Raw genomic sequence first — 20,728 nt, forward strand, 5'->3', positions numbered from 1 at the left:
TAATGGAAGGCTCATCGGTTTGCCAAGCCAGGGCTTAAACAGGGTGTGCCCCGACTAATGCTGGCCAGTGGAATCCAAGGCCATAAATGGCCTTGGATTCACTCGATCAAAAATCAAGGTCAACCTTGGCCCAGAGTGTGCGCCCCGGCTCGTTAATCGCTTCAGGCTCTGCGGGATAACCAAAACCGGCATTGCCTGCCAGGTTGAGATGTTCGGCGTACGCCTTGTCGAACAGATTATCCAGACCAGCACTTAGCTTGATATTCTTGCTGACCCGATAGGCGCCATTGAGCGAGAAGACACCAAAGCCTGCGCTCTTGCCAAAATCCTGGCCCACCACATTGCCCTTCCCTTCATCCACTCGATTCTGCTGGGCGACTACGCGCCAAAGCGCGCCTGCACTCCATGCTTGTTGCTCATAGGTGAGACCAAGTCGCGCGTCCAGCGGCGGCATCTGCGGCAATGCCGTGCCGTCAGAGCTGTTTTTACCCCAGGCATAAGCCAAGGTCGCGTCGGTTTTCCAGTTGTCGTTGAGGTCGTAGGCAAGGCCCAGTTCGCCGCCCATGATGCGAGCATCAATATTATCGGCGCGGCTGGTGCTCATACCCATCATGCTATTGCTGTAGTCAAACAGAATGTAATCACGCACCTGTCCGACGTAGCCGGACGCCCAAGCCTGCAAGTCATCCTGTGCATACTGAAGACCAAAATCGATCTGTGTGGTTTTCTCCGGCTTGATTCCATCAAAAGCATTGACCGCGTCAGCCGGTCCGCTACCGCCCGAGAACAGCTCCCAGTAATCGGGAAAGCGTTGCACATGACCGATCCCGGCATACAAGGTGGTCGGTGAGTCGGCCAGGTCATGCTCATAGCGGGCAAAGCCGCTCGGCAGGGTATCGGCACGGGTATCGCCTGCAGTGGGATTGGGTGAGCTCATCATCATGCCACTGATGTCTTTTCGGTAATCCTTGGCCGACGCGCGATCCAATCGAGCACCTGTCACTACACGGCTGCGATCTGCAACCTTCCATGTCAATTCACCGAAGGCACCGTAGTTATGCATGACCGCATCCTTGCTCCAGGCAAACTGATCTGTATCGGTGTAGGTATCGGTCATCATGTCGTACTTGGAATTACGCTCGCGATGCTCGCTGCGCATGGCATCCAGACCCGCGACAAGTTCAACATCTGTCCACTCGAATGTGGCGGCGAATCGGCCCCCCAAAGTGCGTCGATCAACCTGTGAAGCCATTGGTCCAGCCATCATGCTGGTAGGGTCTGGTTCACGTAGCCTGAAGTTATCCATGACATGGTCGGCATAATTGTAATAAACCTGCGCCTCAAGCTTGTCCAGAATCCCGCCAAGGTTGCTCTTCTCGAAACGCAGGCCCAGGCTTTCACGCTCGAACTGCGAACCATCCATTCCGCGACCGGCATAGCGGGCCTCGCCATCACCTTTACCTGCCGTGAGCTCGATCAACGTGTCGTCATCGGGGGTCCAGCCGGTGGCCATATCACCGTTCCACTTGTCCCAGCGCGAAGGCACAGTATCGCCATTACCGTCTTGGTAATCGTCCGATTGCGCCTTGTTGCCAGAGAAACGCACATACCCTTGCTCGCCCCCCACGGCGCCATCAAACACCTTGTCGATACGGCCATTGGAGCTGGTTAGAAGACTTGCGTGCAGGCGACTGCCCAACTGAGCGAAGTTCTCAGGCTCACGATCAAACAGCACTGTGCCCGCCGAAGCGCCAGGGCCCCAAATGACAGTTTGCGGCCCCTTGATAACTGTCAGTTTGTCGAAGGTTTCAGGGGAAATATACGAGCTTGGTGCATCCATTCGGAATGGACAGGCCCCAATCATCAGGCCGCCATTGGTACGCAGGTTTAAACGTGAGCCGAACATCCCGCGTAAAACTGTATCGCCATTGGTGCCGCCACTGCGTATCGCAGAAAAACCAGGGATGGTCTTCAGGTAGTCTGTGGCGTCACTTGCCGGGACAGGTTGGCGCGCGTCTTTAGGGTTGGCGATGATGGTTAACGGAGAGCTTTGTTGTACCGCGGTTATAACCTTCGGCGGCAGCACAATTTCAGTGCCACTGGTGGATAAGGTGTTGCTGTCGGCAGCAGTAGCGAGAGCCGACAAGGTACTCAAAAAAACAGCAAAGGCAGTTTTCCAGCGAAGGGAGGCTTGGGACAGTGAACTCAGGTGCGACGCAGACATGGTGTCAATTCCAATGGGTGTTTTCTGGATAGGCGCAGTAGTTTTAGATATGTTGTCGGCTACCAATTGAGGCGTACTCCTGCATATAGCGCCCGGCCAACACCGGGGTTGTACAGCGCCGAGTCTTCGGTTGCAGTCCCGGCAATTGCAGTGCTTGAGATGTAGCGGGTATCAAAGATGTTGCGTCCCTCCAGATAGCCTGACCAACCCGATGCCAGATCGTCATAGCCAATCTTGAGATTCCACAGCGTGTACGGATCCACCTTTTCCTGGTTGTCGTTATCGGCGTAATAGGATTTCGGCACCCACTCAGTGTTGGGCCCCAGGTAAAAACCGCTCGGGTGTTTGTAGAGCACTTCGGCGCGCAGGTAGTGTTGAGGCACACCGGGCAATTCGTTATCGCCGTAACGTGAGTCGTTATCGAAAAAGAAGTCGTTGTAGGTATAGGCCGCGTTAAACCAAACACTGTCCCCCGAAGCCACAGCCGACTTGAGAAAAGCCGCTCCAAACCCTGCCTCTACACCTTGATGAACAGTCTTATCAGCATTCACCACAGAGCACGGGCTCCAGGGAGCTGTAGTCAGGCATTGCAGCTCATTCTTGATTTGCGCTCGGTATAAGGCCAGGTCCCAGTTAGTGTCCTCGCGCTGGCCTCGGGTACCGATCTCATATGTTGTTGCCGTCTGAGCATCGAGGTCTGAGCTGGACGCCGAGGTAAATGTATTGGCGTCATAGCTAGGCACTTCAGCACTGCGCGAAATGTTGGAAAACACCTGCCATGTGGGGTCTACATCCCATAACACGCCAACCTTCGGACTGAAGTTGTCATACGAACGTCGACCCGATTGATCACCATCGGACTGAAAGCGATCCTGACGGTCGCGTACCGAGTGCTGAAATTGCATACCTGCGATCAATGCAATGTTCGGTCGAATGTAGAAAGAGTTCTGCGCATACGCCGAAGCATTTTTTGACTCATCAATGTTCGAAGCAAGCAGCTCGCCTTTCACTGCATTGGTCTGGTTCTCGTATTGCTTGTTGTCGATTTTGCCGTTGTGAAGATTGATCCCGGTGATCAATTGATTGCGGTAATCACCAATCTTCAATTCGTCAGTCGCGCGAACAAAACCGCCGTAGTCGTTAACGTCGTAGTCAAGCCATTGGTAAATCGGGTGCTTTACTTGGCGATGTACACCAAAGACACCGAATTCAAGCGTGGTTGAGTCGAAGCGCAATGTGGTTTTGTTGGCCACCCGCACTGAATCAATGTTGCGTTGCTGGTCGAGCCGCTCGAACTCGGAGTCAGCCGTCCTGGGTGAGTGCAATGCTGAATATTTAGTGACTTCACCAGGCAAGCGCTGCTTGATCTTATTGGCATTGACGTAAAAGCGCGTCTCAACATCCTCGGAGAATTGATAGCCGAAATTACTGCTTAGACGTTGCTGCTTGCCATCGCTGTGGTCGCGATAGCCATCGAAGCTCTGCGCCGAGCCAGTAATAAAGTAATCGAATTGACCTTGCGCCCCACCCGTACTCGCCTGTGAGCGCAGATAACCGAAACTGCCTGCGTCGATACGACCATCAAACAGCGACGCATCACGTCCTGTAGGCGTGACGAAATTGATCGCACCACCCAACGAATTACCGCCGTAGCGCAATGCATTGGCACCCTTGAAAACCTCGACATAGCGATAAGCGGTTGGGTCGACTTCGAATAGGTCGACAAGACCATCCGATGTATTAATCGACACGCCGTCCATATAGACGTTAATGCCACGGTTACCATAATTGCGTGACAAGCCGGAACCACGAATCGAAACCCGAGCATCGTCCCCGAACCGAGGTTGCGCAAAGACGCCGGGGACCCAGCCCAGTACATCTTTAATGGTCTGCGACGGACCGTCTTTGAATGCAGTGTCAGCCACTACTTCAACAGCGCCAGGTATGCGCTGGATATTGGCGATAGCTCGCGCTGTACTGGGAACTGTCAACGAAGCTTGCTCCGCGTAAACAGTAGTGTCAGGTAGAGCCAGCTCTCTAGAACTGCGTTCCTGTGCTTCAGGCTTTTCATCCGCCCAGGCCATATTGCAGGCGCCAATCAGTAGCACCAATGAGGTGTTCTTTTTATTTATCATGAGTAAATTCCACGCGTGGAAAAGCAGGCTTAACGAGCCGCTGCTACAAAACGCAAGCAGAGCCCGTCAAGCTATTGAGTTGACCGCGAGGAATATGGAAGGCGAAGCGCGAGGGTTTAGCGAAAAGCGCAAATAGCGAGGTGGTGGCTGAGCCCAGCTCCGGACCACAATGGGCGCGACGGCGCTGGCGGGGTGATAATCCAGGCCCAGTTGAAAAGAACTCAATGCAGCAGATGCAGAACATGAATGACACAGCGGGCAGGTTAACTGAGCCATAGAATGCGCTTGACTTGAATCACTGCCATCGAGCCGTGAGTCTTTTTTATCAGCAGTCGAACAGAAAGCAGTGTCAAGACCACTGAGTTTAAAGCCACTCATTTGCCCGTGATGCAATCCGCAAGCGAACAGCCCTATCAGGATGCTGATAGTCAGCATCCCGGCAACCAGCAAGCGATCACAATAGGCCATTTTCATGGCGCTAACTTTAGCATTTCCGGCAAAAACGAAAATAGCTCCATCATGCGTTCAGTTGACGCACTTTGCATAGATTACAGCTGTCACCGATGCAGCATCTTGTCGTCTACACCGAGCTGCTCTAGGTCGAAACCAGTCTTAACCGACTGACAATTCCTGGCGACTTAGTGCCCATCTCCAAGTAACAGGTTTAGGCCAGGATTTTGTGAAGTTTCGATTTGAATGTGGTCTATCTCCTATTCCGCTAATAGCATGCTGCACCCCTATTATTTTTAATAAGTACTATCTGCGCAGAGCCAATTTGCACCTACCGCTTCTATCTACAAAAGCAATTATCTACATGGATGTTATAAACCGGATTCCTCCCGCCGAGCGCACAGGTATGAAGGATATCCGGCGCGAGATCGACACCCTGGATCAAGCGATTGTCCAGTTACCAGGAAGGTGTTTTCAATACGTAGTTGCTGCTTCTAAATTCAAGACCTCTGCGGCCTCGGTACGGGCTTCGGATCGATTCTCGGCCAGAAGTTGACGCTGATGACGGACAGAAATGCGCCATCAGCTTGAAATTATTCCATAAACAGAATCAGGGCAATCTAGATCCAGAAGCCTACAGGCTTCATCCGAGACAGATCATGAGACGAACTAACGTTTCAGTGAAATCAATTCATTTTCACTCAATCAAAGACCCGCCCTAAAATGCGTATTAATTAAAGATCATATGAACTCATATGCATCCCGACATCAGGGCATCCGTTTCCAATGAGCAACGCATTCACTTTCAAGATCAAGAATATTCGCTTCGACGAGCATTATCAGCCGTCCGAAAATACGCGAATCACCACTAACTTCGCCAACTTGGCCCGGGGTGAAAGCCGTCAGGCAAACCTGCGCAATACCTTAACGATGATAGACAATCGTTTTAATACCCTGGCGCACTGGGATAATCCCAAAGGGGATCGTTACAGGGTTGAACTTGAAATCATTTCCGCCGAAATGAATCTGGATGCCGAAAATACCAGTCATGCCATTCCATTGATTGAGATATTGAAAACCACCGTGGTGGACCTGCATACCCACGAACGTATCGACGGTATTGTCGGCAATAATTTCTCCTCTTATGTACGCGACTATGACTTCAGCGTGCTGTTGTTGGGGTACAACAAAGGGCAGGCCGAGTTCAGCACGCCCAGCGATTTTGGCGACTTGCACGCCAAGCTGTTCAAGTGCTTTGTGAACTCGGACACCTACAAAGAGAACTTCAAAAAACCGCCGGTCATCTGCCTGAGTGTGTCGAGCAGCAAAACCTATGAACGTACTGAAAACCAGCACCCTGTCCTGGGAACCGAGTACCTGCAGGATGAATACTCGCTGACCGATGAGTACTTCAGGAAAATGGGGTTGAAAGTTCGCTACTTCATGCCTCCCAACAGTGTTGCGCCGCTGGCTTTTTACTTCTGCGGCGACTTGCTCGGCGACTACACCAATCTGGAACTGATCAGCACCATCAGCACCATGGATACTTTCCAGAAAATCTACAGGCCAGAGATTTACAACGCGAACTCGGCCGCCGGAAAGTCCTACCGGCCCAGCCTCAATAACCAGGACTATTCGCTGACCCGCATTGTGTACGACCGGGAAGAGCGCAGCCGCCTGGCAATCGAACAGGGCAAGTTTGTTGAAGAGCACTTTATCAAACCTTACCAAGCTGTTCTTGAGCAGTGGTCTGCTCACTACGCTCTTTGACTTACTCCACCTACAAGGTCATCCCTCATGAAAAAACTGCTACCTACTTCAACGGCTGGCAGCCTGCCCAAACCTGCCTGGCTGGCCCAACCTGAAACCCTGTGGTCGCCCTGGAAGCTGCAAGACGCGGAGCTCGTCGAAGGCAAACAGGACGCCTTGCGCCTGTCACTGCAAGAACAACAACAGGCCGGTATCGATATCGTCAGTGACGGTGAGCAAACTCGCCAGCACTTCGTCACCACCTTTATCGAACATCTCAGCGGTGTTGACTTTGAAAAACGTGAAACCGTGCGTATTCGTGACCGCTATGACGCCAGCGTCCCCACGGTAGTTGGCGAGGTAACCCGTCAAAGACCGGTGTTCATTGAGGATGCCAAGTTCTTGCGCCAGCAAACCGATCAACCCATCAAATGGGCGCTGCCTGGCCCAATGACGATGATCGATACGCTCCACGACAACCACTATAAAAGCCGCGAAAAACTCGCTTGGGAATTTGCCAAGATCCTCAACGAGGAGGCCCGCGAGTTGGAAGCGGCGGGCGTTGATATCATCCAGTTTGATGAGCCGGCTTTTAACGTCTTCTTTGATGAAGTCAACGAGTGGGGCGTTGCCACCCTGGAAAGAGCAATCGAAGGCCTTAAGTGCGAAACGGCTGTGCACATTTGCTACGGCTACGGGATCAAGGCCAATACCGATTGGAAAAAGACCCTGGGATCGGAATGGCGGCAATATGAAGAGGCCTTCCCCAAACTGCAAAAATCCAGCATCGATATCGTCTCGCTGGAATGCCACAACTCCCATGTCCCCATGGACCTGATTGAGCTGATTCGTGGCAAAAAAGTGATGGTCGGGGCCATTGATGTGGCCAACCATGCCATTGAAACACCCGAGGAAGTGGCCAACACCCTGCGCAAGGCCCTCCAGTTTGTGGACGCCGACAAGCTCTTGCCGTGCACCAACTGCGGCATGGCTCCCCTGCCCCGTCAGGTGGCCAGGGGCAAGTTGAATGCATTGAGCGCCGGTGCAGACATCGTTCGACGCGAACTCTCACTATCACGCTGATGATGCAGCGGTACGCGGGCTTTGCGGCCCGCTCCCGTTTTCAGGAATTGCCATGCCACCGTCTACAACAACCATCGAACCCTTGATCTTTCGTGAAGCACTCGGGCACTACGCCTCCGGCATCACGGTGATCACTTCACACTTCGAAAACGAGCCGGTCGGCTTCACATGCCAGTCGTTCTACAGTGTGTCGATGAACCCGCCGCTGGTGTCATTCAGCGTCATGTGCAGCTCGGCCAGCTATCCCCGGATTCGCCAGGCCGGAAGATTCGCCGTGAACATCTTGTCGGATGAACAGGCTGGCATTTCCAACCAGTTCGCCCGCAAAGGCACTCAAAAATGGCAGGGCATTGACTGGCAGACCTCCCCTCTCGGTAATCCGGTCATTTCTGGCTGCCTTCACTGGCTGGACTGCGAAATACACGCAGAACACGCCGCCGGCGATCACATGATCGTGATTGGTGAAGTCAAAGCCCTGAACCTGCAAGAAGCTGTAGCGACTCAGCCCTTGCTGTATTTCAAAGGCCAGTATTGCAACCTTGAGGTACATGAGGGTGCTTGAGTATCTACTCCTTTCGTGAATACCTCGGGCACTGATCCGACCTTCAAAACCTCACGGCCAGCTCTGCCAACGGGTCATCGGAGCCCTTCACGCGTGCCGGTGCTCATATGAACCGATAGACCCAGGACACACCGCCATGACAGACCTCAAAAGGCCCCAACTCAGCCTTCCCGAAGGTGCGGACAAGCTGTTGCTTCACTCGTGTTGCGCGCCGTGCTCGGGCGAAGTGATGGAAGCAATCACGGCGTCAGGCATCGACTACACCATCTTTTTCTACAACCCGAACATTCACCCCGAACGTGAATACCTGTTGCGCAAGGACGAGAACATCCGCTTTGCGGAAGATAACAACGTGCCGTTTATCGATGCCGACTACGACACAGACAACTGGTTCGAACGCGCCAAAGGCATGGAGCACGAACCTGAACGCGGCGTGCGCTGCACCATGTGTTTCGATATGCGCTTCGAGCGTACCGCCCTTTACGCTTATGAAAACGGCTTCCGTGTGATTTCCAGCTCCCTCGGCATCTCGCGCTGGAAAGACATGCAGCAAATCACCGACAGCGGTATCCGCAGTGCACAAAAATACCCGGGCGTGACCTATTGGGACTACAACTGGCGCAAGGGTGGCGGTTCGGCGCGGATGATCGAAATCAGTAAACGCGAACGTTTTTATCAGCAGGAATACTGCGGTTGCATCTACTCGCTGCGCGACACCAACCATCACCGTAAAGACCAGGGTCGGGACATCATCCGCATTGGAGTCAAATATTACGGAAACGACAAGTGATCGTTTTACATCCTATCCTGGGCATGGCTCATACGCTGCGTTGTACTGCAGGATCACCAAGCACTCTTGCCCCATGAGTACTCAGAAGAAGGCGTTGAACGATCGGCTCTTCACTTGTGTCGTGGAGCTTGTTCCCACGCACTCCTCGAAACGTTTTGCTTCATCTGAAAAACTCATGCAGCGAATGCAGTTGGCTGCGATGGCCGACCGGGCCTCTGGGGATTTTGACATTGCACCGCTGAAAGAGGAGCGCTGACAAGTGATCAATGACTGTTTTGGCCTAGAGCGGTTATCAAGTGCTACGGCACCAAAGGAGATTCACGCTTCACCATGCCATTTAACGCCGCAATAAAAGGCGAACGTTAGCGAGCCCAGCCCACGCTTTTTGTGGGCGATCTTTAATTGCTTTGTTAAATGTTGCCATCTGTCTTTACCGAAATTAAATCAAACGCCAGTTGATAGCTAACTGCCTTTAAGTTTTGTTCTAGTTCTTGGAAGCTAAATTTTTAGTGCTTATTTTTTGATAACCTTTAAGTGCCACCACACCCAGTTTGAAACAACACCTTCCGATGCTTATTTAGAGGCAAGGTTTGAATCATCAAAGCCAAATTCGAAACCACAAGAATACATTTGAAAAAAGCAGAGTCATTTCCATCATATGGCGGATCATTGAACTCGCGCTGTCACAAATAGGGCATAGGTATGTGCCTTCATCATCTTGCAAGATAACAAAGTGTTCGCCTAGTTGAGTTACACACTAATGTTCTTTCATATCCATTTATATATAACGGCATGCTCAGCGGAAAATCGACCGCAGGGAGATTTTATCCGATGCAGCACCTTGTTATATTTTTACCAAGTGTACTTTATGGGATTAGACGCACCTCTCTTACGAAATTCATCTGGCGTGCGTTTGCCAATATATAACTTTTGTAGCTCAATTGGTGCTTCGTGACCCACAAAGCCATAACGGCCTTCAACTGCTTCTTTACCTGGAAAGTTTTCTGGTACAGCTTCTAGCCACTTTTCTGCAATGAAAGCACCTACAATTAAACCTTGAACTGTGGCCAAAACAACTTCAGCCTGACTCGCTTTCTGCTGGCTCAAACGCCAAGCATAGCGAGTAGCTTCATAAAGTGAGCCTTCTAGAGCGCTACGGTTAACGTTGACAAGTAAAACTTTGTGTTTGAAATTTGCGGCCTCTGCGGAATACCTCTTTATAATTTCGGAGGAGTGCATGGCTCCAAAGTCACTATTTCCATGCCCGTCCATAATATTAGTTAATCCCGGATAAGCATCTATCAAAGCTGCCTCAACCTCAAAAGCTGATTTTTCAGATAAACCATGCCGATGAATAACATGGGCAACGTCAAATCCAGCGATATGGATCGATCGTATTCTAGTCATTTTCTCAGACAACGAGTCACTCTCAATATCACCACGAGCATGAGCAAAAACACGATTACCTTGACCCTTTCCAATATAAAAGGTTTCCCCGTTTCTAGGGTCAATTAATCGGTAAACGTAGAACTGAAGTTTCTCAGCCACTTCTGGAGAAAATGAATCGATCTTTGGGTCAGACATTGGCTCTCCTTTATGTATATCTTTCGCATAACAGACACGTCTCAGCGTGTCCTAGTTGATGCACCTGTTGAATCGCCCCGGGTTTTCTAGACACTCTCCAGACCTACTGGTACTGGATACGCTATTTCCTGCGCTTCCACCAGATGCGTCACCCTCTGGAGATGGGGCCAGCGGAAGTTAGCAAGTTTCTTACCTGGTTGGCCGTCAGTCGGCATGTGGCCGCTGCCACGCAGAATCAGGCGCGTATCCAAAGTGCTTGGCGCGAGCAAGATGCGTTTTACCAATGCGGTGTCAGCCTGCCCTATGCGCTGCGCGGCAAATATCCTAACGCGACGCGGTCGTTGGCGTGGCGGTGGTTGCTTCCCTCTCAGGGTTTGTGTGCAGACGATGAGGGCAATATCGTGCGGCACCATCTGCACGTCAGCGCAGTGCAAAAGGCGGTAAGGAGAGCTGTGCGAGCGGCGGCGGTTGGCAAGCCAGCGGGTTGCCATACCTTCAGACATACTTTTGCTACCGAGTTGCTGCGCCGCGGTAGTGACATCCGCACAGTGCAGACCTTGCTTGGGCATGCCGATGTGCATACTACGCAGATTTATACCCATGTCCTTGGTAATGCCTTTGCCGGAGTGCAAAGTCCGCTCGGCTGAGCTTTGGCTACGCTGAGCTTTCCCTTTTGTACTTCAAGACTATTCTAGGGTGCAAAGCGCGTCTATCCCTCTACATCCAACAATCCCACGGGAGGCCTGGTTTGTTGTTTATGTCACTGTCGTTTGAGCGATGACGCTGCGGATTTGCGTAATATTCTCATCCAGATACCGTCTTCACCCGTTTCATCCTGGAACTGGGAGCTCTTGAGTAGTGCCTTGCTTCCAAACGGCTTCAAGTCATCCGTAAACGTCCGCTCCTGGCCGACTCCTACCGGTCGCAACCTGCAAAATTGCGGGCTGATGGCTTGAGCCAGAGGTGGCCGCCAAGACTGCAGAAGCTCCGCGAGAGGCGTGAGTACAGCAATATCGAGGGATAGGGCAAGATTAAACCTTAGTAGCCTAAACCGGGGTCTGCTCCTGGCTGTCATTACGTGTTAAACATAGGTCAACGGTCTTCACCAGCGAACAAGAGACTTTCAGATGAAAGCAATGAACCGAATACTTCCTTCCACTACAGCCCTGGCGCTCGTGGCGATTTTCAGCTTCACGAGTGGATCGGCGCAAGCCGGCTTGGAGGAAGGTGTTACGGCCTATCAAGCCGGTGACCTGCCGCAGGCATTCAAGGAGTTCAGCACCTCCGCGGAAGCAGGCAACCCCTATGGCCAGTTCAATTTGGCTCTGATGTACGAACAAGGCATCGGGGTCACCAAGGACGAAACACAGGCAGTTAGCTGGTACGAGAAATCCGCGCAGCAAGGCAACTCCAACGCGCAATACAATCTCGGCGTGCTCTATGAAAACGGCCGTGGCACTCCCGTGGACTTTGCGCAGGCCAATCAGTGGTATCGCAAGGCAGCAGCGCAAGGCGATGCCCTTGCCGTCGGCAATCTGGGCATGCTCTATATGCGTGGCGATGGCGTGAAGGTGGACAAAAATCTCGGCCTGGCCCTGCTTATACAGTCGGCAACCATGGACAGTTCGCCCACAAACAACGCCAAAAAGAACATTGCAGCGACCAGGGGCTTGACCACCGACATGATCACAACAGCCCAGGCACTTTCGAATGAACTGGGCCAAGCCCAAAACCTGCTGATACCGCTGGATCAATACTTGAAAACCGGGACGACTGCCGCTGGCGGCGAATCGCAAGTAGCCAATTAGCCGCCGCCAATAAGGGACAGGCCAGGTTTTTGTAAAATTGATTTAAACGTGGCCTGTCCCCTACTCCATCAGTGAATTGTCGGGAATCGCTCTTTCAGTAATGCCTGGGCTTGATAGGCCATCTGGTCGAGCAGGCGGTCGCGCTTGTTTTCGGCATCACTCATGGCCTTGTTTCCATTCTGTTGCACAAGGTAGGTGTGGATCTGCCGCACTTCCTTGGATTGGAAAATCGGTGCCAAGTCCTGGACCGCAACCATTCCGGCCGAGCGGTAAGCCCGGCTACTGAGCACCACATGCGGCCCCTGCGCTGCCACTACTTGCAAACCCATGGATTCAAAGATCGGCACCTTGCTCGCCGCACAGGCCAATTCGAGGTGTGGGCGATGCTCGATCACCTGCTGCAACAGTGCCTTGGCGATGCCACGTCGGCGGTGACTGGCTTGAACGGCCAGATAAGCAAGCGTGCAGGCTTCGGCGTCATCCGGGCTCGGCAGATACAGGGCAAAGCCCAGCACCAGGGCAGGATCGTCATCATCCAGGGCCAAAACCAATTTCGGCGAACCGCCCTGAGCGCCGCTGATGGCCTGCAGGTACATGTGCACCTCGTAGCCAATCACATATTGGTAGAGCTGATAGAGCGGATTGCTGGGCGTCAGCGGCACCGGACTGATGTCGCTAAAGTAGTCCACCACCATTTGCAGAACCTGAGCTTCCAGGGCCTCCGGTGGTGAGCTATCCAGGTGTACAAGGGTGAACATCGAGACGCTGGCTCCAGCTGTGCCCGATCAGGGTAATCGGTGCTGATGCCATTGTAACGCCCACCGCCATGGCTTGCATGGCTCACCCAATCAACCGTATGGCTGTGCGCCTTATGTCGCTGGCGCACAGCCTAGGCTAAACGCTGGGCTAAAGCTTCATGCCCACGGCCAGGCGGTTAAAGGCGTTCATCAGTGAAATTGCCAGGGTCAAGTCGGAAATCTCGACATCGGAAAAGTGGCTTTGCAGCGGTTCGTACAGGGCATCCGGCGCGCCTTTCTCGCTGACAAAAGTGAGTGTTTCGGCCCACGCCAAGGCAGCACGCTCACGCTCGTCAAACAGCTCGCTGATTTTCCAGCCGGCAAGGCAATCCAGTTTTGCCTGCGCCACTTCGCACTGGCGCAGGCTCGCTGAATGCTTGCCCAGGCAGTAAGCACAGCCGTTGATCTGGGAGATACGCAAATACACAAGCTCAAGCAGTGGCAAGCCGAGCGAGCTTGAAGCCAGTGCGGTGTTGGTTGCATGCAAGCCTTGGTATGCCGCAGGCGAAAGCGTGGAAAAAGGCAGTCTGAGTTGGCTCATGATGAAACTCCTTAATAAATTGCTCAGTTACAAACAAGGTTGCTAAACAAGGGGGTGAGTGAAAGTTCGCGTCGCGCCTGCTCAATTGCGGCCTGGACAACCTCTTGACCCAGGACCAGGCCCTGCAAGTAGGTGAACTGCAAATCGAAAAGTCCGATGGTGTTCAGCGCGTAACGTAGATAGACCGTCAGGAAGTCAGGCTGGCGTGCGCGCTCACCCCTGTGGAAGCCACCGGAGCCAACCACGACATGGACTGGACGATCCTCCAGCAAGCCGACTTTGCCTTTGGCGGTTGATTTGAATGTGCGCTGTATGCGCAAGACATAATCGATCCAAAGCTTGAGTGCGGCCGGCACCGTGAAGTTATGCATTGGCGTGGCAATCAGCAGGACATCGCTGCGTTCCAGCTCGGCAATCATTGCCTCCGAAACCTCGAAGACCGGTGAATCGAATGGCGTGTTCGAGGTCAGCGCCCGGGCATAGTCGGTACCCAATGGCGGTAGCGGATACGCGCCCAGGTCACGCTCGATCAACTCCATGCCCTGGTGCTGCTGTTGCAACACCGCCACCAATTCCAGGGCCAACTGATGCGCATGGGAGTCATCCCCATGGGGGCTGGCATTAATCAACAGGACAGTTTTCATACCGACTTAACCTCGCGCAGGCTCTGGGTGAAGTGCATGCCACGTGCCAGCAGGCCGTGGCGAAAGTAAAAGCGCTGGGCAAGCGGCATATGCAAGCCGGTGTCCAGCACAAAGTGATCGCATTGTTGCCGCACGGCTTCATTACGAACGGCGTCCAGCAGGCGACCACCCAGGCCGCTGCGCTGCAAGGCCGGGCTCACGACCAGATCATCAAGGTAAATAAAGCGTCCATAGAGCAGGTTTTCCATCTCACGGTAACCGGCCAGACCGACAATTTGCTCACCGTCCAGGGCCGCTAGCAGGCGGTAGCCTTGCTGGGCTTGTCGAACCAACTGCTCCACGTAATCCGCGCAATTGACAAGGTGGGGGCGCAAGACGCGCATAAGCTCGAAACTGGTCCGTAAGGCCTGCTCGTTATCGAGGTGCTCCAGGGTAAATGACATATCAGCCAGCCTGCTCAAGAGTGATGCCTTACTTTAGAGTCAGGATGGCTTAACCTATAGATCCAAAAAATGCATAAATGACTAGACCATGATTGCTCAATTCAAGCTCGACCGCAGTCAATCGGCGCCGATCTACCGCCAGCTTTACCAGCGCTTTCGCGAGTCAATCGCAGACGGGCGTCTGCGCCCGGGAGATCGGGTGCCTGCGGTTCGTGCCCTGGCCGCGGAATTGAATTTGGCTCGTGGCACTGTGGATGCGGCTTATCAACTGCTTATTGGCGAGGGTTATCTGACTGCACGCGGGGCGGCCGGGACTGTTGTGACCCCTCACTTGACCCCGACCACTGCCCCGCCTCGTACAAGGGTTGCATCCCTGGACTTCCACGGCACGCATTCGGGAAAGTTGCCGATGGCACTGCAAATGGGCCTTCCTGCACTGGATGCATTTCCACGCAAGCTCTGGACAAGGCTTGCGGGTCGTCAGTTACGCCAATCAGGGATTGATACGCTGGTCTACCCGGATTCACGCGGCCATGCACCACTGCGGGGGGCAATTGCTTCCTATCTTGGGATTTCGCGAGGCATTGCCTGTCATCCAGATCAAATACTGGTGTGCGCGGGCTATCGCGCCTGCCTCGACCTGATTAGTCACACATTGATGCGCCCAGGCGATAAATGCTGGCTGGAAGAGCCCGGTTACTTCATGGCCAGGAATGCCTTGCAAGAGGCCGGCGCAGAACTGGTACCGATCAATGTGGATGATCAGGGGCTTGAGATCGAGCAAGGCATTGCTCGCTGCCCTGATGCTCGCTTTGCGGTAGTCACCCCGACCCACCAGAGTCCGCTAGGGATATCGCTGTCACTGACCAGGCGCCTGGCGCTATTGGCCTGGGCCAATCGCCAGGGCAGCTGGATCATCGAGGATGATTACGACAGTGAGTACCGCTATCAAGGTAAACCCCTTCCAGCCCTGAAGAGCCTCGATCAGCAAGGTCGGGTGCTGTATACCGGAACCTTCAGCAAAGTCCTGTTTCCAAGCCTGCGCCTGGCCTATCTGGTGGTCCCGCTTGAGCAGAGCCAAGCATTCGCCAAAATGGCGGATCGCCTGCACAGCCACTGCCCGCACCTGCTACAGGCTACCGTTGCGGCCTTTCTCAACGAGGGTCACTTCGCCCGGCATCTAAAGAAAATGCGCAGCCTTTATGCACGGCGCAGGCAATGGCTGGTCGATGCCTTGAACCTGCATTTGGACGGATATTTACAGATCAACCCCCAGGCCGGAGGTATGCACTTGGTCGCCTATATGCATAAGGGCGATGATTGCGCGCTTGCCCGGCGAGCCAGAACCCTGGGTATTGCAGTAGAACCATTGTCGCAGTGGTACCTGCAGGACACCCCAAAAAAGGGGCTGGTCATGGGCTTCACCAACATAACAAGTGCCGAGCATGCAGAAACTGTGGCGTCGAGCCTGGCCCAGATCATTCAGGAGTAGCGAGGACGGGCACGACCTAGAGCGGGCAGGCCTAGCCTACAGGCCGCGTTGCCACTCCTGGCGCAGCTGCGCCTGTTGTGGACGTTCAATAGCCTCGCGAACCTGTGCCAGCAAACGTTGCTTATCAGCCCCCAGGTTGCCTTTAAGCACCAGGTAATTCGAGGCGTGATCACTGCGAAACACCGTATCTTGCAATTCAAGCCCCTGCAGCAGCCGCTCTATCTCAACAAAAAGTTGCGCCTGGCTAAGCGGCTCGAAATCAGCGAAGCCGCGACGCAACCTCGCTTCGCCTTGGGGAAAGCTCACCACCAAGGTCGAGAGAAACTCAGGCTGCGCAGCATTCATCAGGCGCGCTGAATTATCGGCATGCTGCTCGCTCAGCACGCTGCCGCCAAGACCATTGAGAATCATCACCGAGCGCGTGATGCCCGCGTCGCCCAGCTTCTCAAGCGCACTAAGGCTCGACTCATAGGTTTCGCCCTTGTTGATGCGCGCCAACACCTCATCATCGCCTGACTCACAACCCACATAGGCCATCCCCAGGCCCGCATCTGCAAGTTCCTTCAGCTCAGCGACTGACTTTTTGCGCAGGTTACGCGGCAGGCAGTAGCTCGATACCCGATTCACCTCGGGCATATGCTCGCGGATTGCAGTGAGGATATTCAACAAACGCCGTGTTGGCAGCACCAAGGCATCGCCATCAGCCAGAAACACCCGCTGCACGATCAATTGCTCGCCGGCCTTGCGGATTTCTTCGAGCACCTGCACTTCATCACGGGCGCGAAACTTCTTCTGTTCCTGGGTATACATTTCACAGAAGGTGCAATTGTTCCACGAGCAGCCGTTGGTGACCGGCAGGATCAACGAGTGCGCCTCGCTGGGCGGGCGGAAGACGGGTTCGATGTAGTCGATAGGAAATGCGGCAGCCACGGCAAATCACTCTGCAGGATCAGTAATCTTGCTTGCGCAACTCAAGCCACTAAGCTCAATAAGCGCAAGTACGGCTGAGTGCGTTCAATATACAGGACGTATGTGCTGGCCTCGGACTTATGCCCAAGACCAGCAAAATAACAGCTAAGGCGCTTAGCTGTTCGGGGTATCGCCATCGCGCTTGCGCTTGTTGCCCATGCGCACGCCGATGTCCATCAGGAACTGGAAAAAGCCCTCCTGATCTTCCAGAACATTGCTCCAGAATGGCGAGTGGTACAGCGCCACAGCGCCGTGTACCAAAGCCCATGCAGCGCAATAATGGAAGTAAGGCGGCACATCTTCGAGCTTGCCTTCGGCGATCCGCCCCTTGATCAGCAGGGTCAGGCGCTCGAAGTTTGAAGCACGGATCTTGTGCAACTGCTCGACCATTTCCGGGACTTGGTTACCCTTGACCACCTTTTCCTCAAGGCGATCAAACAGACGATAACGCTGCGGGTCGCGCATGCGGAACTCAAAGTAGGCGCGCGACAGGGCTTCCTGGTCACGGTCGACATCGGCCGAATGCAGCAACTCGTTCAAATCGCGCTCATAGTCGAGCATCAGGCGCAGGTAGATCTCGGCCTTGGATTTGAAGTGTTTGTAGATGGTGCCTTTACCTATGCCTACTGCGTCGGCGATCATCTCGACAGTCACGCTGTCTTCGCCTTGCTCAAGGAATAGTTTTAGCGAAGTGTCGAGAATTTCCTGCTCACGGCGACGAAACTCACGGACCTTACGGGGTTCTTTCTGCATAAAGGGACTAAGTGGTCAAAAATCGAGCCGACTATTATGCCTCAATAGCGCCAAATTGCACGGATCATCGAACCATGAACGCACTTCGTTACGAGTTTGAGCAGCTTTCTGCGATCAATTACCTCAATCATGCCGCCATTTCGCCATGGCCGCAGCGCACTGTTGATGCGGTAAATCGCTTCTCAAACGAGAACGCCAGGCTCGGTGCGCGTAACTATTCTGACTGGCTGGCAACCGAGCATTTATTGCGTGAACGCCTGGCCCGCCTGGTCAACGCACCATCGAGCGACGATATCGCCCTGGTCAAGAACACCTCGCAGGCGTTGTCCTATGTTGCCTTTGGACTGGATTGGCAACCGGGTGACCAAGTGGTTATCAGCGACGAAGAGTTCCCTTCAAATAAAATTGTCTGGCAGGCGTTAAATGCACAGGGTGTCGAGGTCAAACAGGTCAATCTAGCCAACAGTGACCCTGAAACCGCCCTGCTCGACGCTTGTGGCCCTCGAACACGCCTGCTTTCAATAAGCGCTGTGCAGTTTGCCAGTGGCTTGCGCCTCAACCTGCAACGCCTCGGCCACGGTTGCAGGGAGAAAGGCGTGCTGTTTTGCGTCGATGCCATCCAGCAAATCGGCGCCCTGCCCTTTGATGTTCAAGCCTGTGAGTGCGATTTCGCCATGGCCGACGGCCACAAATGGATGCTCGGCCCGGAAGGCCTTGGTCTGTTTTATTGCCGCAGCGAATTACGCGAGCAACTCAAGCTCCATGAATACGGCTGGCACATGCTCGAACATGCCGGTGATTACTCACGCACCGACTGGCAACCGGCAAAAAGCGCAGTGCGCTTTGAATCAGGCAGCCCAAACATGCTTGGCACCATGGCCCTGGAAGCCAGCCTGTCGCTGCTTGAGGAAGTGGGAATGGTAGCCGTGGGCCAAGCGCTGGAAGAGCGCGTGCTAGAGCTGACCACCGGGCTGGGGCGAATTTCGGGGGTTAACCTGCACAGCCCGCTGAACCCAGAACGCCGGGCCGGCATTATCAATTTCAGCCTCGACGGTTGGGACACCCGGGCGCTGTTTGAAAAACTCAAGCAAGACAACCTGATATGCGCGCAGCGTGGCAAGGGCATCCGCCTCTCGCCGCACTTCTACACCAAACCCGAGGTGATTGAGTCAACGCTGCGCCTGATACGCCAGGCCAGTGGCCGCTGAGAACTGAGCGGTAGCTCGGGTATTCCAAATCCGTTTAAGAACCCGCCAAATTGGGCTGGACGATCGGAAAAGTTGACCAATACTCATAAGTACTGGCGGGGCATCTCCCCCCAAGTGACTCGCCAGCCAAGGTACCGTGGACCGCGTACCTTGATTACTCCTAATGGTCTTAACCCGGATTCATCCCCCAGAACCCGGGTTTTTTTTGCGTTGTGCCCCAGGCTGGTTGCGCTATCCGCCGACACGGGCCAGCGGAAACAAACGCTTGAAGTTGTTGCTGGTCTGCTCGGCCAGTTGTTCGTAGCTGACGCCGCGCAGCACCGCCAGATATTCAGCCACGTCTCGCACATACTCCGGCAAGTTGGGTTTGCCGCGATGCGGCACCGGTGCCAGATACGGCGAGTCTGTCTCGACCAGCAGGCGATCAACCGGAACCTGGCGAGCGACTTCACGCAGCGCATCGGCATTGCGGAAAGTGACGATACCCGACAGCGAAATATAAAAGCCCAAATCCAGCGCAGCCTTGGCCATGTCCCAGTCTTCGGTGAAACAGTGCAGCACACCGGCTTGCGGTAATGCCGCCTCGCGCAGGAGCTGCAAGGTATCGGCACGAGCGCCACGGGTGTGCACTATGACCGGCTTGGCGGTGGCCTGGGCCGCTTGCAGGTGCAGGCGGAACGAAGCCTGTTGCAGTTCGGCGGCCTCAGGCTCGTAGTGATAGTCAAGGCCGGTTTCACCGATGGCCACCACGCGCGGGTGCTCAAGCTCACTGAGCAACCAGTCCATGGCCGGCGTTGCGCCTGGCTCCAGATCCAGCGGATGCACGCCGACCGAGCAATCGACATCTTCATAGCGATCAGCCAGGCCTTTGACCGCAGCGGCATTATCCGCGCTCACCCCGATACACAGGAAATGGCCAACCCCACGTGCCCGCGCGGCATCAAGTGCGGCATCAAGCGACCCATTGTGAGCGCCAAGATCCAGTCGGTCGAGATGGCAGTGCGAGTCAATCAACATAAAAAACCACTAATGTTAAGCAAAGAGAATGAATGCAAAAGGCCGCAATCAATGCGGCCTTTTGCCTTAGAGCATGTACCGACAACCCGGCTACATGGTGTGCGTCGGACGGTCCGACTTCAGCGCACCGGCCAGATAGGTCTCGATCTTGTTACGGGCGGTGTTGTCACCGTCATTGAACTGTACGCCAACGCCTGCTGCACGGTTGCCCTGGGCGCCTTTTGGCGTAATCCAGACCACTTTGCCCGCAACCGGAATTTTTTCAGGCTCATCCATCAAGTTGAGCAACATGAACACTTCATCACCTAGCTTGTAGCTTTTGTTGGTGGGGATAAACAACCCGCCATTTTTGATGAAAGGCATGTAAGCGGCATAGAGCACGGACTTGTCTTTGATGGTTAGAGACAAGATTCCATTACGCGGACCCAGGTTAGGTGGCAAGCTCATGCGGCATTCCTGATTTTTTAATACTTAGTGGG

General features: G+C 54.0%; 21 protein-coding genes and 1 pseudogene. 10 read left to right on the forward strand and 12 right to left on the reverse strand.

The features are described from left to right. Window positions 1-106: 106 nt before the first annotated feature. From PSES9_RS0116720 to PSES9_RS24670, 3 genes are all read right to left on the reverse strand, one after another. Window positions 107-2,224, reverse strand: a complete 2,118-nt coding sequence (locus PSES9_RS0116720; protein ID WP_010488863.1) for a TonB-dependent copper receptor — start codon at window positions 2,222-2,224, stop codon at window positions 107-109. Window positions 2,225-2,283: 59 nt separating this feature from the next. Then, a complete protein-coding gene (locus PSES9_RS0116725) occupies window positions 2,284-4,359 on the reverse strand; it encodes a TonB-dependent receptor family protein (RefSeq protein WP_010488865.1) in 2,076 nt (691 codons plus the stop codon). 66 nt (window positions 4,360-4,425) lie between these two features. Continuing rightward, window positions 4,426-4,833, reverse strand: a complete 408-nt coding sequence (locus PSES9_RS24670; protein ID WP_010488867.1) for a DUF2946 family protein — start codon at window positions 4,831-4,833, stop codon at window positions 4,426-4,428. Between the two features lie 340 nt (window positions 4,834-5,173). On the opposite strand from PSES9_RS24670, the pseudogene PSES9_RS25380 reads away from it, so the two are divergent. From PSES9_RS25380 to PSES9_RS0116755, 6 genes and pseudogenes are all read left to right on the forward strand, one after another. Further along, window positions 5,174-5,356: pseudogene (locus tag PSES9_RS25380) on the forward strand (isochorismate-pyruvate lyase); the annotation flags it as partial. Between the two features lie 239 nt (window positions 5,357-5,595). Beyond that, the gene (locus PSES9_RS0116735) at window positions 5,596-6,579 is read left to right on the forward strand and encodes a DUF1852 domain-containing protein (protein WP_010488869.1); all 984 of its coding nucleotides are present in this window, start codon (window positions 5,596-5,598) and stop codon (window positions 6,577-6,579) included. A gap of 27 nt (window positions 6,580-6,606) precedes the next feature. Then, window positions 6,607-7,641: a methionine synthase gene (locus PSES9_RS0116740; RefSeq protein WP_010488871.1), complete on the forward strand. Its 1,035-nt coding sequence runs from the start codon at window positions 6,607-6,609 to the stop codon at window positions 7,639-7,641. 52 nt (window positions 7,642-7,693) lie between these two features. Next, complete coding sequence (locus PSES9_RS0116745; protein WP_010488873.1) at window positions 7,694-8,203, forward strand: flavin reductase family protein; 510 nt, start codon at window positions 7,694-7,696, stop codon at window positions 8,201-8,203. Window positions 8,204-8,339: 136 nt separating this feature from the next. After that, complete coding sequence (locus tag PSES9_RS0116750; RefSeq protein ID WP_010488874.1) at window positions 8,340-8,993, forward strand: epoxyqueuosine reductase QueH; 654 nt, start codon at window positions 8,340-8,342, stop codon at window positions 8,991-8,993. 73 nt (window positions 8,994-9,066) lie between these two features. Then, window positions 9,067-9,249 carry a hypothetical protein gene (locus PSES9_RS0116755; RefSeq protein WP_010488876.1) on the forward strand — a complete coding sequence of 61 codons (183 nt, stop codon included), beginning with the start codon at window positions 9,067-9,069 and terminating at the stop codon, window positions 9,247-9,249. A gap of 596 nt (window positions 9,250-9,845) precedes the next feature. Here PSES9_RS0116755 and PSES9_RS0116760 read toward each other — a convergent pair. Continuing rightward, the gene (locus tag PSES9_RS0116760; protein WP_010488879.1) at window positions 9,846-10,577 is read right to left on the reverse strand and encodes an LEM-3-like GIY-YIG domain-containing protein; all 732 of its coding nucleotides are present in this window, start codon (window positions 10,575-10,577) and stop codon (window positions 9,846-9,848) included. Window positions 10,578-10,648: 71 nt separating this feature from the next. Here PSES9_RS0116760 and PSES9_RS25540 point away from each other — a divergent pair, with 71 nt between their 5' ends. Both PSES9_RS25540 and PSES9_RS23820 read left to right on the forward strand, forming a co-directional pair. After that, window positions 10,649-11,224, forward strand: a complete 576-nt coding sequence (locus tag PSES9_RS25540; protein ID WP_274377989.1) for a tyrosine-type recombinase/integrase — start codon at window positions 10,649-10,651, stop codon at window positions 11,222-11,224. Between the two features lie 480 nt (window positions 11,225-11,704). Continuing rightward, complete coding sequence (locus PSES9_RS23820) at window positions 11,705-12,385, forward strand: tetratricopeptide repeat protein (RefSeq protein ID WP_010488883.1); 681 nt, start codon at window positions 11,705-11,707, stop codon at window positions 12,383-12,385. A gap of 68 nt (window positions 12,386-12,453) precedes the next feature. Here PSES9_RS23820 and PSES9_RS0116775 read toward each other — a convergent pair whose 3' ends face one another. From PSES9_RS0116775 to PSES9_RS0116790, 4 genes are all read right to left on the reverse strand, one after another. Beyond that, window positions 12,454-13,143, reverse strand: a complete 690-nt coding sequence (locus PSES9_RS0116775; protein ID WP_010488884.1) for a GNAT family N-acetyltransferase — start codon at window positions 13,141-13,143, stop codon at window positions 12,454-12,456. A gap of 148 nt (window positions 13,144-13,291) precedes the next feature. Further along, complete coding sequence (locus tag PSES9_RS0116780) at window positions 13,292-13,723, reverse strand: carboxymuconolactone decarboxylase family protein (RefSeq protein WP_010488886.1); 432 nt, start codon at window positions 13,721-13,723, stop codon at window positions 13,292-13,294. Window positions 13,724-13,746: 23 nt separating this feature from the next. After that, on the reverse strand, window positions 13,747-14,367 hold the full coding sequence (locus tag PSES9_RS0116785; RefSeq protein WP_010488887.1) for an FMN-dependent NADH-azoreductase: 621 nt from the start codon (window positions 14,365-14,367) through the stop codon (window positions 13,747-13,749). Further along, complete coding sequence (locus PSES9_RS0116790) at window positions 14,364-14,810, reverse strand: GNAT family N-acetyltransferase (protein ID WP_010488890.1); 447 nt, start codon at window positions 14,808-14,810, stop codon at window positions 14,364-14,366. Before PSES9_RS0116790 ends, PSES9_RS0116785 begins: the two co-directional genes overlap by 4 nt. A gap of 88 nt (window positions 14,811-14,898) precedes the next feature. Between PSES9_RS0116790 and pdxR the strand changes: the two genes are divergently transcribed. Then, window positions 14,899-16,302 carry a MocR-like pyridoxine biosynthesis transcription factor PdxR gene (pdxR, locus tag PSES9_RS0116795; RefSeq protein ID WP_010488894.1) on the forward strand — a complete coding sequence of 468 codons (1,404 nt, stop codon included), beginning with the start codon at window positions 14,899-14,901 and terminating at the stop codon, window positions 16,300-16,302. 36 nt (window positions 16,303-16,338) lie between these two features. Here the strand turns inward: pdxR and PSES9_RS0116800 are convergent, their stop codons facing one another. Both PSES9_RS0116800 and PSES9_RS0116805 read right to left on the reverse strand, forming a co-directional pair. Continuing rightward, complete coding sequence (locus PSES9_RS0116800) at window positions 16,339-17,232, reverse strand: radical SAM protein (protein WP_010488896.1); 894 nt, start codon at window positions 17,230-17,232, stop codon at window positions 16,339-16,341. Between the two features lie 153 nt (window positions 17,233-17,385). Then, the gene (locus PSES9_RS0116805; protein WP_010488898.1) at window positions 17,386-18,024 is read right to left on the reverse strand and encodes a TetR/AcrR family transcriptional regulator; all 639 of its coding nucleotides are present in this window, start codon (window positions 18,022-18,024) and stop codon (window positions 17,386-17,388) included. 74 nt (window positions 18,025-18,098) lie between these two features. On the opposite strand from PSES9_RS0116805, the gene PSES9_RS0116810 reads away from it, so the two are divergent. Next, a complete protein-coding gene (locus PSES9_RS0116810) occupies window positions 18,099-19,232 on the forward strand; it encodes an aminotransferase class V-fold PLP-dependent enzyme (protein WP_010488900.1) in 1,134 nt (377 codons plus the stop codon). A gap of 231 nt (window positions 19,233-19,463) precedes the next feature. On the opposite strand, the gene PSES9_RS0116815 is transcribed toward PSES9_RS0116810, so the two are convergent. Continuing rightward, entirely contained in the window at window positions 19,464-20,249 is a 786-nt protein-coding gene (locus PSES9_RS0116815; protein WP_010488902.1) for a TatD family hydrolase, read from the reverse strand. 90 nt (window positions 20,250-20,339) lie between these two features. Beyond that, the gene (locus PSES9_RS0116820) at window positions 20,340-20,696 is read right to left on the reverse strand and encodes a PilZ domain-containing protein (RefSeq protein ID WP_003245164.1); all 357 of its coding nucleotides are present in this window, start codon (window positions 20,694-20,696) and stop codon (window positions 20,340-20,342) included. Window positions 20,697-20,728: the final 32 nt, after the last annotated feature.

This window comes from Pseudomonas sp. S9, assembly GCF_000222125.1.
GTDB classification, from domain to species: domain Bacteria; phylum Pseudomonadota; class Gammaproteobacteria; order Pseudomonadales; family Pseudomonadaceae; genus Aquipseudomonas; species Aquipseudomonas segetis.